The sequence below is a fragment of the Pseudomonas sp. I3-I5 genome, assembly GCF_022699445.1.
GTDB classification, from domain to species: Bacteria; Pseudomonadota; Gammaproteobacteria; order Pseudomonadales; family Pseudomonadaceae; genus Aquipseudomonas; species Aquipseudomonas fulva.
Map to the genome: position 1 here is coordinate 1805103 of NZ_CP093940.1, position 14137 is coordinate 1819239.

At 63.0% G+C, this 14137-nt stretch carries 14 protein-coding genes; 4 read left to right on the plus strand and 10 right to left on the minus strand.

Going from position 1 to position 14137, the window contains the following annotated elements; all coding sequences use genetic code 11:
* Window positions 1-136 precede the first annotated feature (136 nt).
* From MOP87_RS08120 to lpxO, 3 genes are all read right to left on the minus strand, one after another.
* Window positions 137-1303, minus strand: coding sequence for a DUF1624 domain-containing protein (locus MOP87_RS08120; RefSeq protein ID WP_197874127.1), 1167 nt, complete (start codon window positions 1301-1303; stop codon window positions 137-139).
* A 143-nt stretch (window positions 1304-1446) separates the two neighbouring features.
* The gene (locus MOP87_RS08125; protein ID WP_110606810.1) at window positions 1447-2016 is read right to left on the minus strand and encodes an N-acetyltransferase; all 570 of its coding nucleotides are present in this window, start codon (window positions 2014-2016) and stop codon (window positions 1447-1449) included.
* Between the two features lie 8 nt (window positions 2017-2024).
* Window positions 2025-2924 (minus strand): lipid A hydroxylase LpxO, encoded by a 900-nt coding sequence (gene lpxO / locus MOP87_RS08130; RefSeq protein WP_027914668.1) that lies wholly within the window; start codon window positions 2922-2924, stop codon window positions 2025-2027.
* 157 nt (window positions 2925-3081) lie between these two features.
* Between lpxO and thpR the strand changes: the two genes are divergently transcribed.
* On the plus strand, window positions 3082-3663 hold the full coding sequence (gene thpR, locus MOP87_RS08135) for an RNA 2',3'-cyclic phosphodiesterase (RefSeq protein WP_242810379.1): 582 nt from the start codon (window positions 3082-3084) through the stop codon (window positions 3661-3663).
* Here the strand turns inward: thpR and MOP87_RS08140 are convergent.
* On the minus strand, window positions 3652-4557 hold the full coding sequence (locus tag MOP87_RS08140; RefSeq protein ID WP_128610593.1) for an AraC family transcriptional regulator: 906 nt from the start codon (window positions 4555-4557) through the stop codon (window positions 3652-3654). The two genes, thpR and MOP87_RS08140, sit on opposite strands and share 12 nt — an antisense overlap.
* A gap of 178 nt (window positions 4558-4735) precedes the next feature.
* Between MOP87_RS08140 and calA the strand changes: the two genes are divergently transcribed.
* Window positions 4736-5788: a vanillin reductase gene (gene calA / locus MOP87_RS08145; RefSeq protein ID WP_197874128.1), complete on the plus strand. Its 1053-nt coding sequence runs from the start codon at window positions 4736-4738 to the stop codon at window positions 5786-5788.
* A 50-nt stretch (window positions 5789-5838) separates the two neighbouring features.
* Here the strand turns inward: calA and MOP87_RS08150 are convergent, their stop codons facing one another.
* Window positions 5839-7155 carry a hypothetical protein gene (locus MOP87_RS08150; RefSeq protein ID WP_132578869.1) on the minus strand — a complete coding sequence of 439 codons (1317 nt, stop codon included), beginning with the start codon at window positions 7153-7155 and terminating at the stop codon, window positions 5839-5841.
* Between the two features lie 198 nt (window positions 7156-7353).
* Between MOP87_RS08150 and MOP87_RS08155 the strand changes: the two genes are divergently transcribed.
* Window positions 7354-8553, plus strand: coding sequence for a sugar transporter (locus tag MOP87_RS08155; RefSeq protein WP_242810380.1), 1200 nt, complete (start codon window positions 7354-7356; stop codon window positions 8551-8553).
* Window positions 8554-8580: 27 nt separating this feature from the next.
* Here MOP87_RS08155 and MOP87_RS08160 read toward each other — a convergent pair whose 3' ends face one another.
* Genes MOP87_RS08160 through MOP87_RS08170 form a run of 3 tightly spaced genes read right to left on the minus strand, consistent with a single transcriptional unit; the run spans window position 8581 to window position 11032 of the window.
* On the minus strand, window positions 8581-9165 hold the full coding sequence (locus tag MOP87_RS08160; RefSeq protein WP_110606808.1) for a LysE family translocator: 585 nt from the start codon (window positions 9163-9165) through the stop codon (window positions 8581-8583).
* A gap of 49 nt (window positions 9166-9214) precedes the next feature.
* Window positions 9215-10045, minus strand: coding sequence for an AraC family transcriptional regulator (locus MOP87_RS08165; RefSeq protein WP_028686969.1), 831 nt, complete (start codon window positions 10043-10045; stop codon window positions 9215-9217).
* Window positions 10046-10105: 60 nt separating this feature from the next.
* Window positions 10106-11032 carry a LysR family transcriptional regulator gene (locus MOP87_RS08170; RefSeq protein ID WP_125921957.1) on the minus strand — a complete coding sequence of 309 codons (927 nt, stop codon included), beginning with the start codon at window positions 11030-11032 and terminating at the stop codon, window positions 10106-10108.
* Window positions 11033-11134: 102 nt separating this feature from the next.
* On the opposite strand from MOP87_RS08170, the gene nfsB reads away from it, so the two are divergent.
* Window positions 11135-11788, plus strand: coding sequence for an oxygen-insensitive NAD(P)H nitroreductase (gene nfsB / locus MOP87_RS08175; protein ID WP_128610589.1), 654 nt, complete (start codon window positions 11135-11137; stop codon window positions 11786-11788).
* Window positions 11789-11810: 22 nt separating this feature from the next.
* On the opposite strand, the gene MOP87_RS08180 is transcribed toward nfsB, so the two are convergent.
* Together MOP87_RS08180 and MOP87_RS08185 are read right to left on the minus strand one after the other, a co-directional pair.
* Window positions 11811-12965: an aminotransferase class V-fold PLP-dependent enzyme gene (locus tag MOP87_RS08180; protein WP_242810381.1), complete on the minus strand. Its 1155-nt coding sequence runs from the start codon at window positions 12963-12965 to the stop codon at window positions 11811-11813.
* A 174-nt stretch (window positions 12966-13139) separates the two neighbouring features.
* A complete protein-coding gene (locus MOP87_RS08185) occupies window positions 13140-14066 on the minus strand; it encodes a LysR family transcriptional regulator (RefSeq protein WP_110606805.1) in 927 nt (308 codons plus the stop codon).
* Between the last annotated feature and the right edge of the window lie 71 nt (window positions 14067-14137).

The window sequence follows — 14137 nt, forward strand, 5'->3', positions numbered from 1 at the left end:
CCTGTTGGGCAGTTCCCGGTGGCTCGCGCAAGACGAACGCGGGATTCACTATTGATTTGAGCGGTGGAAACCGGGGGGCACGCATGGTAGACCATCGCGCCGCCGGGTGAAACGCTTTAAGGGGCTGATTTAGCGCCTAGAAATACTTCAGCCACGCCAAGTCACGCCTGCGCGCCTTCAACCGGGCGAACCAGCGCACAGGTGGGTAGAGCATCAGCGGTAGCAGGGCCGACGTCAGCCAGACTGCGGCAATGGTCTCGAAACCGAAATAGGCGCCCTGGTTGGCGCCCCACACGCCCACTGCGCTCAGGTACAGCAGTTTGAGCACGTACAGGTGCAGGAGATAGAAAAACATCGGGGCTGCGCCAAACATCGCCAGCACTGCGATCCAGCGCGGGTGCCCGGCGCGCTCGAATGCGCGCAGCAACAGCAGCCCAACGCCCAAGGTCAACATCAGGAACAGCAGTGATGGAGGGTACTTGGTGATGTTGAAGAAACTCATCAGCGTCTGCGTCAGCGCAGGGTGAATGCTCCAGTGCGCTTCGCCATAGCCGTTGATCACGCGTAGCGCGACAAAGCCCAGGAGTGCGCCGCACCCAGCCTGTAGCAGGCGTCGTTGACGCAGTGCCGGCGTGCAGGCGCTGTGCAACCAAGGGCCCAGCCAGTAGCCAACGGCGATGACGCCGAGCCAGGGCAGTACCGGGTAGGATGTGCGCAGACGCAGTGTGGCGCTGATGTCGAGCCAGGTACGGTCATGCGCGATGGCCCACGGCACATGCCAGGGGGATGTGGCGCTGAAGTGCACACCGTCAAGCAGGTTGTGCCCGGCGATGATGGCCAGCCCAACAGCGAGCAGACCAGCCCGGGGCAGCCATATCAAGGCTGACAGCGCCATCATGCTGATACCGATGGCCCAGATCACTTGCAGGTAGATCACAGTCGGCGGCACCTGGAATGTCCAGGCAACGTTCACTAGGGTGAGCTCCAGCACTACCAGAAACAGCCCGCGCTTGAACAAGAATAACGAGACTTCCCTGCGACTCTGCCGCTTTTCGCCATAAAGCCAGGCAGACAAGCCGGTAAGCAGCACGAAGACGGGCGCGCACAGGTGGGCGAGGGTGCGACTGACGAACAACGCCGGGTCGGTGGTTTCCACTGCCATCGGGTCACTGACCTGATGCTGCATGAAAAACGTTTCGCGGACGTGGTCCAGCAGCATGATCAGCATGACGAAACCGCGAAGGGCGTCGATGCTCTGCAGGCGTTGATGGGAGAGGGGCGTTGGCAGGATTGCAGGGGGCATGGACATCACGTATCAAAACGAAGATCGCAACGTTATCTTATAACTCATGCGCTGAGCAAGGCTGTCCTTGGCATGCGCACCTCGCTCGTATCGCCCAGGGCCGTTGCACGCATCCGGCCCTAACGCCCCTGCGCCTGTACTGCCTACCGACCCTTGCGACGCGCTACGCGCGCTTCGATGTTCTTGCGCCCAATGAGCAGCGCAGGCTTTTCCGTGACTGGCTCATCAGCCAGCCATTTGTACATGACAAGGCAATCCACCAACCCCAGATGCGCATGCCGATAGGCCTTGGGCAAGCGGCCGACGGTTTCGAAGCCCAGCTTGTGCCACAAGGCGACCGCCACCTCGTTGCTGGCAACCACCGAATTGAATTGCAGCGCCAGGAAGCCTTCCTGGCGAGCCAGCTTCTGTGAGTGCTCGCACATCAAGCGCGCCACGCCTCGGCCACGTGCCTGCTCGGTCACCATGTAGCCGCAATTACCCACGTGGCTGCCTGGTCCACCGGCATTGGCCTTGAGGTAGTAGGAGCCCAGGAGCTCGCCCTGGGCTTCGGCCACCAGTGTGTGCCGGGGCAGCTCGAGCCACAGATGCCGGGCCTGCTCAAAGGTCATGTCGGGGTCAAGGGCGTAGGTTTCCCGCGCCTGAACCACCGCCTGTAGCGTAGGCCAGAAGCGCTCGAAGTCGTCTGGCGTCATGGGGCGGATATTGATCATGTGCAGCCTCAGATGTAGATGAACACCAGCACCAACGCGGCGACCACTGCCCATTTCTCGAGGTAGTAACGCATGCGATTACGCTTCTTCAGCGCCTTGCCCCGTTCGCGGATGCGATAGATACGGGTGAACAGGCGATTGATGGCGCCGGTCTTGTCCCCCGCATCGTTGGGTGCAGCGGCAGCGGCCATGACGTTGCGGCTGAACCAGCGATTGAACGCCGTGGCCCAGCGGTACTTGAGGGGGCGCTCCACATCGCAGAACAGAATGATGCGATTGTGCTCGGTGGTGTTAGCCGCATAGTGGATGTAGGTTTCGTCGAACACCACGCCCTGGCCATCGCGCCACGAATATTTCTCGCCATCGACGTCGATGTAGCAGCCGTCGTCGTTGGGAGTGTCCAGGCCCAGGTGATAGCGGTAGGAGCCAGCATAGGGATCGCGGTGCCGAACCAGCTTGGCCCCAGGGGGCAGGGTGGCGAACATGGCGGCCTTGACGGTGCCGATGCCTTGCAGCAGTTGTGTGGTGCGTGGGCACAGGGTCATGGCCGACGGATGACTCTCGCCGTACCACTTGAGGTAAAACCGCTTCCAGCCGGTTTTGAAGAACGAGTTGAAGCCAACATCGTCGTAATTATCGGACTTCTTGATTTCACCCACCTGGAGTAAACGCTGGGCTTCCTCACGGATCTCCTGCCAGTGTTCCTGCAGCGGTTGTAGCTCGGGGAAGGCTTCAACCGGCAGGTAGGGCTTGGCTGGATGTTTCGAGAACAAGTAAAGGAAACTGTTGACCGGGGCCAGGAAACTGGAATGGTCACCCAGCTGGCGAGTCAGCTTGTGACGTACCCGACCGCGCAGGTGAACGTAGGCGATCGAGAAGACGAAGAGCAGAACGAGTGCAATTTTCATGGACGTTTACTTGTCGAAAAATGGCCATGCGCATGGCATAAGCCCGCCAGCATAAACAATCGTCGCAGCAGTTTGTACTGATTGTTACGAAACTGTCCGGCCGATTCGGTGTCGCGTTGCACAGTCCGCGACCCTGGTTTCACCTTCAGGAGATCTTATGGTTCAGGACACACGCTCCAGCGCCAGCCCCTTCAAGCGGCTGTTTTTCGCCCTGCCGGTCAGTGATGCCCAGCGCCGCGATGTCTCCCAGTGGCGGCGCAGCCTGGCGCTGCGCAGCGGCAAGCCGGTGCCAGCCGCCAACTTCCATGTCACCCTGGCCTTCTTGGGCAATGTCGACGCGGCTCAGGTGCCGTCTGTGTGCGCTGCCGTCGACCAATTGGTGCTGCCCGACAAGCCGCCGAGGCTGGTGCTCGATCGCTTGCAGGTGTGGCAGAAGGCCGGTGCCCTGGTGCTTGAGGCGCAGCATACGCCTGCGGCGCTTCTTCAACTGGTCTATGGGCTGCAACAGGCGCTGCTGCCCCTGGGGATCGCCGTGGCAGACCGCAGCTTTCGCCCGCACTTGACGCTGTCTCGCGAGTTTCACGGGCAGCCCCCTGAAGCCAGCTCGCCACCGGAGTTCTTTGTCAGCGCCCGGGAATGTGTACTTTACGAGTCCCGAAAGGGCGCTTACCAGGCACTGGCGCGCTGGGCATTAGGGGATGGGGGCGCATTCCTGAGCCCGCCGGGCTCACACCGGTAGGCTCTGATAGGGCAATTCTTCGCCGGGGCTGCGTTCGAACTGGCGTTTGTACTCGCGGCTGAACTGCGACGTGCTCTGGTAGCCCACCCGATGGGCGACCTGTGCCACGCCCATTCCTTCGCCGATCAGCATCTGCTGTGCCTTCAGCAGCCTCAGACGCTTGAGGTACTGCATAGGCGCCATGTCCGTGCAGCGTTTGAAATGCTCGTGGAAGGTGGAGACGCTCATGTTCGCTCGCCCAGCCAGAGCCTCGACGCTCAGGGGCTCGCTGTAGTGCTCGCGCAGGTGGGCTAATGCAGCACCAATGCGGGCGAAATGGCCCTGCTGCTCGACCAACGCTCTCAGTACCCCGGCCTGTGGGCCACGCAAAGCGGCGTACAGCACTTCGCGTACCCGGGCCGGCCCCAGCACCTTGGCGTCCACAGGGTCTTGCAGGCACTCCAGCAATCGCTCGACCCGCTCGCGCATGGGCGCGTCCAGGGCGGCCGAGGTCATCGACTGGGGCGTCTGAGCCTGTACCGGGCCATCCGTGGCAAGGCCGGTGCTCTGCACCAGTTCGCTCAGCGTGGCGCGGTCGATCGCGACTGCCACGCCCAGCAAGGGCACATCGGGCGTGGCGAAGGTCTCGCACATGAAAGGGACCGACAGCGCCTGCACTAGGTAATGCCCGGCGCCGTACTCGAGCGTGCGGGGCCCCAGGCGGGCCAGCTTGCTGCCCTGGGCCAGGATCATCAGGCTCGGCTCGTAGATCTGCGGGCTGCTGGCCACGTAGTGGTCCCAGCTCATCACTTGTACCTGGGGCAGGTGGGTGGACACGAACCCTGGGCGTAGTGCCAGGCGACGTATGAGCGTGCAAAGCGGGGCATTGGCGTCTACGTGACGGGTCAGTTGCATGGAGCACCGGGGCAGAGAATCGGACAGCATGGGGAGTCGAATTATGCCCGCCGCGCGTGGTCTTCACCAGCAGCTTCGGAGAATCAGGCAAGGCTTCCGGAGAATCTGCGGTGGGCAATGTCCCTCTCTAGGAACAAAATGCTTCACATGAACCGTTTCACTTAACCGCGAGGTCTCCATGTATACCGCTATCGGTTACGCCGCCCAAACCCCCACCAGCCCGCTGGCACCCATGAACTTCGAGCGCCGCAGCCCGCGCCCGGATGACGTGGCCATCGACATCCTGTATTGCGGGGTGTGCCACTCGGACATCCACCAGGCCCGCAACGAATGGGGCATTGCGGTCTATCCCTTGATGCCCGGCCACGAGATCGTCGGCCGCGTGACGGCAGTAGGCGCCCAGGTCACCGGCCACAAGGTCGGTGACCTGGTCGGTGTCGGCTGCATGGTGGATTCCTGCCGTCAGTGCGCGGCCTGCGCCAAGGACCTCGAGCAATACTGCCTCGAAGGCCCGACCATGACCTACGCCACGCCCGATCGCGTCGATGGCAGCAACACCATGGGTGGCTACTCCAGCAGCATCGTGGTCAGCGAGCATTTCGTGGTACGCATCCCCGAAGGCATGGACCTGCCTAGCGCCGCTCCTATCCTGTGCGCCGGTATCACCACCTATTCACCGCTCAAGCACCACGGTGTAGGCCCAGGCCACAAGGTGGGCATTCTTGGCATGGGTGGCCTGGGGCACATGGGCATCAAGCTGGCCAAGGCGCTGGGTGCCGAAGTCACGCTGTTCACCCGGTCCGAGGCCAAGGCCGCTGAGGCGCGTCGCCAGGGAGCAGACCATGTGATCGTATCCACCGACGCCGAGCAGATGAAAGCCGCTGCCGGTCGCTTCGACTTCCTGCTCGACACCATCCCTGTCCAGCACGACCTCAATCCCTACCTGGAAACCCTGACCTTCGACGGCGTGCACATCCTCGTCGGGCTGATCGAACCGATCGAGCCTGCGCTGCATGCTGCCAACCTGGTCATGAAGCGACGCGTGCTGGCCGGCTCGTTGATCGGCGGTATCGCAGAAACCCAGGAGGTGCTGGACTTCTGTGCCAAGCACGACATTCGCTGCGACATCGAGATGCTGGACATCCGCCACATCAACGAGGCGTATGAGCGCATGATCGCAGGCGACGTGAAGTACCGCTTCGTGATCGACATGGCGACCCTCAAGGCCTGATCAGCCATTGACCTGCACCGGGGCAACCGGTGCAGGTCCTGTTGCTGGCCCTACCAGGCCAGCGGCTTCTCCCCACCTTTCCAGAACAGCCAGCGCCGGACCTCACCATGCGGGCCTGTGCCGATCTGCCAATCGGGTCGGCCACTGTCGAGCGCGATCACCGAGATGAACCCCGCATGGCTTGCAGCGACGAGGGTTCTCCCATCCTCGCTGATGTCCATCGCGCTGATGGTCGAACCCAGATAGTGCTGCCAGCGTTCGCTACCGTCTTCCCCGAACGCCCTTAGATAACCATAGGCATCACCGACGATGTACTCGTCCTGGCGCGCCACGCCTGCATAGACCCGGGCGCCTTCCTGCACCACCGGCGTGCGGGGGTCCTGGCTGTAGTAATCGGTGTCCAGGCCTTCCAGGTCGCTCACCCTGACGGCCAGCGACGCGCCGCTGTAGAAGTGACAGGCATTGAGCAGCAACTGGTCCCCGGCGCGGTTGAACAGGGCGTAGTGCGGGTATTCGCTGGCCGGCCCGATACTGGCAACAGGCCGTAACCGATGGTCCAGCACCTGGTGTCGGTTGGCTTGCTCGCCCACCACGACCCGCTTGCCGTCAGGCGAAACAGCGCCGTGGGCCATGCTCAGGCCAAGGATGATGTCATCGGGGTCCGTGCCCTCTGCCAGCGCTTGCTCGACCTGCTCCTGGCGTGGCAGCAGCCGGCTCGCGCCCTGCTCGGATAGCACGAAAATGCCCTCGTCGCTGACCAGCAGCACCTGTTGCCCGTCGGGGAACGGTATCAAGGCAGTCGCAACGGGGGGCAGGTCGAAAGGCTCGAACGGATAGCCCTTGGGCAGCCCCTCCAAACCGGTAGGCCAGGCCAGCCGCCGCACCTGTGGGCCGCCCCATCCATCGGTCACGCGCACACCCTCGGCATTGGCCAGGGCGAAGAAGCGCCGAGCCGGGCATCGGCCGAAATGCTCGACGCCGATGATGGGTGTCACGCTGTAACCATCGATACGCACCACCTGGCCTTTCTCGTGAGGCATGCCGATCCGTGCGAGCAGGCTGCCGTCGTCGAGCAGCAGTAACGTGGCGATACCCTGGCCGTGCGTATCGAGCAGGGGCAACAAGGGCGCATGGGCTGGCGGCCAGGCCTGGCGAAACGCCTGGCGCTGGTGCTCCTCGACAGCCGGCTGATTGACCGTGCGCAAGGCGGCGCGCCAGGCGTCCAGCAAGTGCTCGGTGGCAGGGTGCCGGGGTTCTTCGAGCTGGTCCCAGCCGTGCGCACGGCCTTGTGCGACATAGTCGTTGACGGCCTGGGCGTAGGTGATAACGGCCTGCTGCCATTGCTGCTGGGGATGCTGCTTGTCCATGAGTGGGTGGAACTCCTTGATGTGCGCCAGTATCCGAGATTGCGCATGGTACTCCTTCGGTACGGCGGTTGTGAGGCCCAAGCATGACGCGTACCATGCCTGCGTCCCCAATTTTAATAAGACACACGCTCATACCGCTCCTTGCCGGGGCTGGACGTGCGTGGTCTTGCCTTGCCTGTGGAGAACCGGTTTCACGCCATGAACGGACCCCTACCTGACCATTTGCCACCCACTGTAGGCGGCGGCAGCTGGCTGAGCGTCATCGCCCTGGCGTTGGCCGCCTTCATCTTCAACACCACCGAGTTCGTGCCGGTGGCGCTGCTCAGCGACATTGGCCGCAGCTTCGACATGACCACTGCGCAAGTGGGGCTGATGCTGACCATGTACGCCTGGGTCGTGGCACTGGCATCACTGCCGATGATGCTGATGACCCGCAACATCGAGCGGCGGCGCCTGCTGCTGTTCGTGTTTCTGGTGTTCATCGTCAGCCACCTGCTGTCGTGGCTGTCGCAGAGTTTTGCGATGCTGCTGCTCAGCCGCATCGGCATAGCCCTGGCGCACGCCGTGTTCTGGGCGATCACTGCCTCGCTGGCGGTGCGCGTCGCCCCGCCTGGGCAACAGGCCAAGGCGCTGGGCCTGTTGGCCACCGGCACGACGCTGGCGATGGTGCTCGGCATCCCCCTGGGGCGCGTGGTGGGCGAGGCGCTGGGATGGCGCGTCACCTTCCTGAGCATCGCCGGCGTGGCGCTGGCGACCATGCTGTGCCTGATGAAATCGCTGCCGTTGTTGCCGAGCCAAAACTCGGGGTCGTTGCGCAGCTTGCCGATACTGTTCAAGCGGCCTGCGCTGGTCATCACCTACCTGCTGGTGACGCTGGTGATCACCGCGCAGTTCACCGCCTACAGCTATATCGAGCCGTTCGCCTTGCATGTCGCGCAGATCAGCGGTGAACGCACCACGTTGGTCCTGCTGTTGTTTGGCGGCGCTGGCGTGGTCGGCTCGTTCCTGTTCAGCCGCTACAGCGACCGTTTCCCCCAGGGTTTTCTGGTGGGTTCGATCGGCATGCTGGCAGTTTGCTTGCTGCTGCTCTTGCCCTTGTCCGGCAGCTTCAATGCATTTGCTGTGCTGAGCATGTGCTGGGGTGTGGCGATCTTGAGCTTCAGCCTGTCGTTGCAGTCACGCACCTTGAAGCTGGCTTCCGACGCCACGGATGTGGCCATGGCGTTGTTCTCCGGCATCTACAACATTGGCATCGGCGGGGGGGCGTTGCTGGGCAGTATCGTCAGCAGCTACCTGGGCGTGGCCAATATCGGCCTGGTCGGCGGCAGCGTGGCAGTGGTCGGCTTGTTGCTGGCAGTCGGCAGTACCCGCCGCTTTCGCGACGCGCTGACGCATTGAGTGTGGCTTACAGGCCAGCAAGGCTGCTCAGCTCAGTACCGCAGCCCACGCTGAGAGCAAGAGCAGCCCGCCCAGGGCTCGGTTGAATAAGCGCATGCGGCGTGGCGTTTGCAGCCAGCCCGCACTGCCTGCGCCCAGCACCGCCCACAGCGTCATGCACGGCAGGGCGATCACCAGAAACACCAGCGCCAGTTGCCACACCGCCAGGCCGGGCGCGGCAAACACGCCGATCACGGCCACGGCCATCAGCCACACTTTGGGGTTGATTACCTGCAACGTTGCCGCGTCCACTGCCGTAAACGCCCGCACCTGGGCTGCCGCGCCGGTGTCGCCGGCGCTGCGCAGCAGTTGCCAGGCCAGCCAGCTCAACCACAACACCCCGCCCCACATCATCAGATGCTGGGCTTGGGGGTGACGCGTCAACCATTGGCCCAGCCCCATGCCAACCAGCAATACGGTGGCCGCAGCGGCCAGGCAGGCCGCCAGGATGGGTACCAGTGTGCTGCGCAGGCCGTGACGCGCACCTTGGGCAAGGATGAGCAGATTGGTCGGGCCCGGGCTGATGCTGGCAACCAGGGCAAATGCCATAAATGGCAGGAAAGAATGCGTCATGTGCAGGGGCTCCTTGAGATCAGCCACCATGCTCGCCGTTTGCATCGCGTCAGTCTGGAAGGATTGAGCAGCGTTTGCGGTAGTGTGCCGGCGTGAGTCGATAGGCCCGCCGAAACCAGCGGCCCAGGTGGCTTTGATCGGCAAAGCCCAAGGTGACGGCTACGTCTGCAGGGCTGGCCCCGCTGGCGAGCAAACGCCGGGCCCTGGCCAGACGCAGCTGGATCAGGTACGCATGGGGGGCAAGCCCGAATGCCGCCTTGAAGGCTCTCGTCAAGCGATAGCGGTCGATACCACAGGCTGTTGCCAGCTCCTGGAGGCCCACATCCCGTGCGAGGTTGTCATGCAGATAATCGCGGGCCCGTTGCGCCGTGAGCGGCAGGCGCGGGTCCGGGTCGACCCGCTTGCGCCAGTGCAGGTGGCGTGTGAGGCAGGCGAGCAGGGCGTCGGTGGCCGACTGCCTGACGATGAGCAGCTCGTTTGCATGCAGTGCATTGAAGGCAAAAGCGGTGGTTTGGGCGAGCTGCAGGTCCTGGGTCAGCGTGTCGGCGAAACTGGGCAAGGCATCACGGGGCGCGTGTTCGAACAGCAGGCGCAACTGCTGCTCCAGCCAGTCCGGCTCCAGGTAGAGCGTAGAGTAGGTAAAACCGTCTTCAGTAGGCGCAAGCCCATCGTGCAGGTCCCCAGGCTCAAGCATGAAGACCTGACCCGGCACGCTGCGGTGCCTGACCCGACGGCAATTGAATTGCTGGACCCCTTGCTCGGTCACACCGACCAGGTAGCTGTCGTGCCAATGGGGGTCGTAGGCATGACCGACGAAATGCGCGCGGATCGACTCGATGCCGGTCTCGGCGTCCTGCTTGAGGTCGATCCAGTTACTCATGAGTGCTCGCTGTGTGCAGGCTGATGCGGGGGCTGTATCACAAGCCTAATGCCCCCGGTTTCAGGTGTCTGGAAGATTTGTGCAACTGCCGAGCCTGGCTGCCGGCTGCAGTGCGTCGAACCGCTGGCGCAGCCACTGGTGCAGTTGCGTGACGGCGGGCGTGAGCTGCTTGCGGTGCGGACATACCAGCGTGACCGGCGTCGGCTCGCCCGGCCATTGAGGCAGGACGATTTCCAGTCTGCCACAGGCCAGGTCGTCGCTGACATCCAGCCACGACTTGTAGACGATTCCCTCGCCAAGTACCGCCAGGCGGCGAATCACATCGGCATCATCACTGACCAGTGGCCCTTGCACGTGCACCGTGCGTTGGCCGAGTTGCCACTTGTCGTACACCCGTCCGTGCTGCATGTACAACAAGCAGGCATGAGTGTGCAGTGCTTCGGGTGTCTGGGGTCGGCCGTGGCGGGCCAGGTAATCGGGCGAGGCGACCAGCACGCGCTGGTTCCAGTCGGCCAGGGGGAGGGCAATGTAGTTGGCGTCCTGATTCAGGCCGTAACGCACGGCGACGTCCACCGGATCACGGCTCAGGTCGGCAATCTGGTCGGACAGCATGAAGCGCAGGTGCAGGGCCGGGTGTTCCCGGCGAAACGCGCTGAGCCATGGCAACAGCATGTTGCGGCCCAGGTCCGAGGGCGCTGAAACCTGCAAGGTGCCGCGCAGGGCGGTGGCATTGCCATGCAAATCGTCATGCCCGCGGCGTAGGCTTTCCAGCACGTTCACGGCGGTCGGCAGATAGCGCTCGCCCTCGGCAGTCAGGCGCAGGCTGCGGGTGGTGCGAACGAACAGGCGCACGTCCAGGTCACGCTCCAGCCGCTTGATGGCGGCCGCCACCTGGCCGGGTAACAGGTTCGCTTCTAGGGCAGCTGCGGTGAAGCTGCCCAGTGCGCTACTGCGTACGAACAGTTCGAGGTCGGCAAGGCGCAGCATTGTCACTCCGTGGGTGAAAGTGTTGCTCGATTGTGCCGGTTTTTATTTGTGGCAGGAAAGATACTATGGGCACTTCTTTCCTCTCGACGACCGGAATTGCCCATGGATACCGTCTCGCTGGCCAAGCGCCGCTACACCACCAAAGCCTACGATGCATCGCGTCAAATTCCCCAAGCCACGGTCGATGCTTTACTCGAGCAATTGCGCCACAGCCCCTCGTCGGTCAATTCCCAGCCCTGGCATTTCGTCGTCGCCCAGAGCGAGGCTGCCAAAGCCCGCCTGACCACGAGTACCGACACCGACTACGCCTACAACTCGCCCAAATTGCGCGATGCCTCTCATGTCATCGTTTTCTGCACGCGTACCGACATGACCCAGGCGCACCTGGAGGCCGTGCTCGCCCAGGAAGCACTCGACGGGCGTTTTCGGGATGAGCAGGCCAGGGCAGCTCAGGACAAGAGCCGACGCCACTACGCCGACCTGCATCGTTACGAGCGCAAGGACCTGCAGCATTGGATGGAAAAGCAAACCTATCTTGCCCTGGGTACCGCCTTGCTGGGCGCCGCTGCCTTGGGCCTGGACGCTACCCCCATCGAAGGTTTCGATAGCCAGCGCCTGGATGCCGAGCTGGGGTTGCGCGAACAAGGCTTCACCAGCGTAGTGCTGCTGAGCCTGGGCTATCGCAGTGAAACCGACTTCAATGCCGGGTTGAGCAAATCGCGGCTCCCGGCCTCCCAGGTATTCACCTTCCTGTAAAGGCATGCCCGGCTGGCGTGATTCACCACAGTGCAGCGCTGGCCGTCTTCAATGCCGAGGCCATTACGGCAATGGCCTTGTCTACCTCTGCCTCTGTGGTGAACCTGCCGATGCTCAGGCGAATGCTGTTACGGGCACGGCGCTCGTCCAGTCCCAGGGCCAGCAAGACGTGGGATGCCGCATTGTTCGCCGAATTGCAGGCCGAGGTGGTCGACAGCGCCAGTTGCGTGGCAAGCGCCGCGTTGTTGAACCCCGCCTGCTCTATACACAGGTTCAAGGTGTGCGGCACGCGCTGGGTTGCGCAGCCGTTGAGCGTGATGCCGGGCAGTGCCAGTAGGCCCTCGCGCAGGCGCTTGGCCAACTGTGCCAGGCGCTGGTACTCGCCGTCGCCCGGTTGACCTGCCAGGGCAAACGCGCTGCCCATGCCCGCGATCTGATGCGTCGCCAGGGTACCGGAGCGCAAGCCTTGCTCGTGACCCCCGCCATGCAGCTGCGCACGCATGCCGGCGCGGGCCCGTGGACCGACGAACAGCGCACCGATGCCCTTGGGGCCATACACTTTGTGGGCTGAAAAGGACATCAGGTCAACGGGCAGGCCGGCCAGGTCGATGCCGAGCTTGCCAACCGCCTGGGCGGCATCCACGTGCAACAGGGCGCCGTGCGCCCGCACCCGCTCGCCGATGGCAGCGATGTCGGTCACTGTTCCCAGTTCATTGTTCACCGCCATCAGCGACACCAGGCGCGTGTCGGCGCGCAGCGCGTCCTGAACCATGGCGGGATGGATCAGGCCTGATCGGTCCGGTTGCAGTCGCGTCACTGTCCAGCCCTGGCGTTCCAGTTCGGCCGCCGTGTCCAGAACGGCCTTGTGCTCTAGCTGACTGGTAAGCAGATGCCCAGGCTGGCCTAGTCCCTGTGCGATCCCTTTGAGCGCCAGGTTGTTGGACTCGGTCGCCCCGGATGTCCATACCAGCGACGCCGGCGACGCCCCCACGCGTTCGGCCACCTGCTCACGGGCCAGTTCGACTGCATCACGCGCTGCCTTGCCGTAGACATGCCCGCTCGAGGCCGGGTTGCCGAAATGGGCATGCCGACCCAGGCACGCAAGCATGGTCTCGATCACTCGATCGTCGACCGGGGTGGTGGCAGCGTAATCGAAGTAGAGCGGGGCGTCAGTCATGAGCAGGTCCATTGGCAAGAGTACGAGGGTGCCTGAACAAGATTAACTGCGCTGTGAAGAGACTTTTGCTCTAAATCAGGGCTTTTTAAGACCATTTTGCAAAAGCTTTCTCCCGCTCAGGCATAACGGAAAAAATGTTCCCGTGCTTGCCACGACCCTTCAGACGGTTTTTCTTCACGCACCGCGCAGAGACCGTTCCTCTTCGCTGACTACTCGCTCGCACAACTCTGTGATCTGCTCGCGCATCCAGCGGTTCGCGGGGTCCTGATCAGTGCTTTCATGCCAGTACAGGTGCGTCTCCAGCGCAGGCACCTCCACAGGCAGGGGCTTGTAGCACAGCTGATGACGGCGGGCGAAGCGCTCTGGCACGGTCATCACCATGTCGGTTTGCTGCAAGACTTGCGAGGCCATCAGGTAATGCTGTGAGCGCAGGGCAACCTTGCGCTGTACGCCCATCTTGCCCAGCGCAAGGTCCACGTAACCCAGCCCGTTGCGGCGGCTGGAAATGTGGATGTGGGTCATGCCAAGGTACGCGTCCAGGCTCAATGCCTTGTCGGCCTGCGGGTGGCCTTGGCGCAGGGCGCAGACGTAGCGGTCCTGCATCAACTTGATGTGCCGCACTTGAGGGTCGGTGTTGAGAGGGGCATCGATGGCGAAGTCCAGTCGTCCCGCGGCGAGCTCCTTGGTCGTTTCTCGACGCTTGCACAGGAAACTCTCGATCAGCACCCCAGGTGCCAGGCGACGCAGACGCTGGAACAGCGGCGGCAGGATCACGGCCTCGGTCAGGTCGGTCATGCTGATGCGAAAGGTCTTGCTCGCTTGCAGGGGATTGAACGTTCGGCTTTCCTGCACTGAGGTGCGCAGCAACGCCAGGGCGCTGCGGACCGAGCCGATGATGTTTTGCGCCATGGGTGTCGGCACCATGCCCTGGGCGGTGCGCACGAACAGCGGATCGTTGAAGGTCTCCCGCAGCCTGGACAATGCATTGGACACGGCAGGCTGGGTGATGCCGACGATCTGCCCGGCACGGGTGAGGTTAGCTTCGGTGTAGATCGCATCGAAGACGATGAACAGGTTGAGATCGACCTTGCTGAGGTTCATGAGCGCCGCTCGTTCTTGGAATTATCGGCTGATCATATATCGGTTATGAATGTTAATACACGCCGAAAATA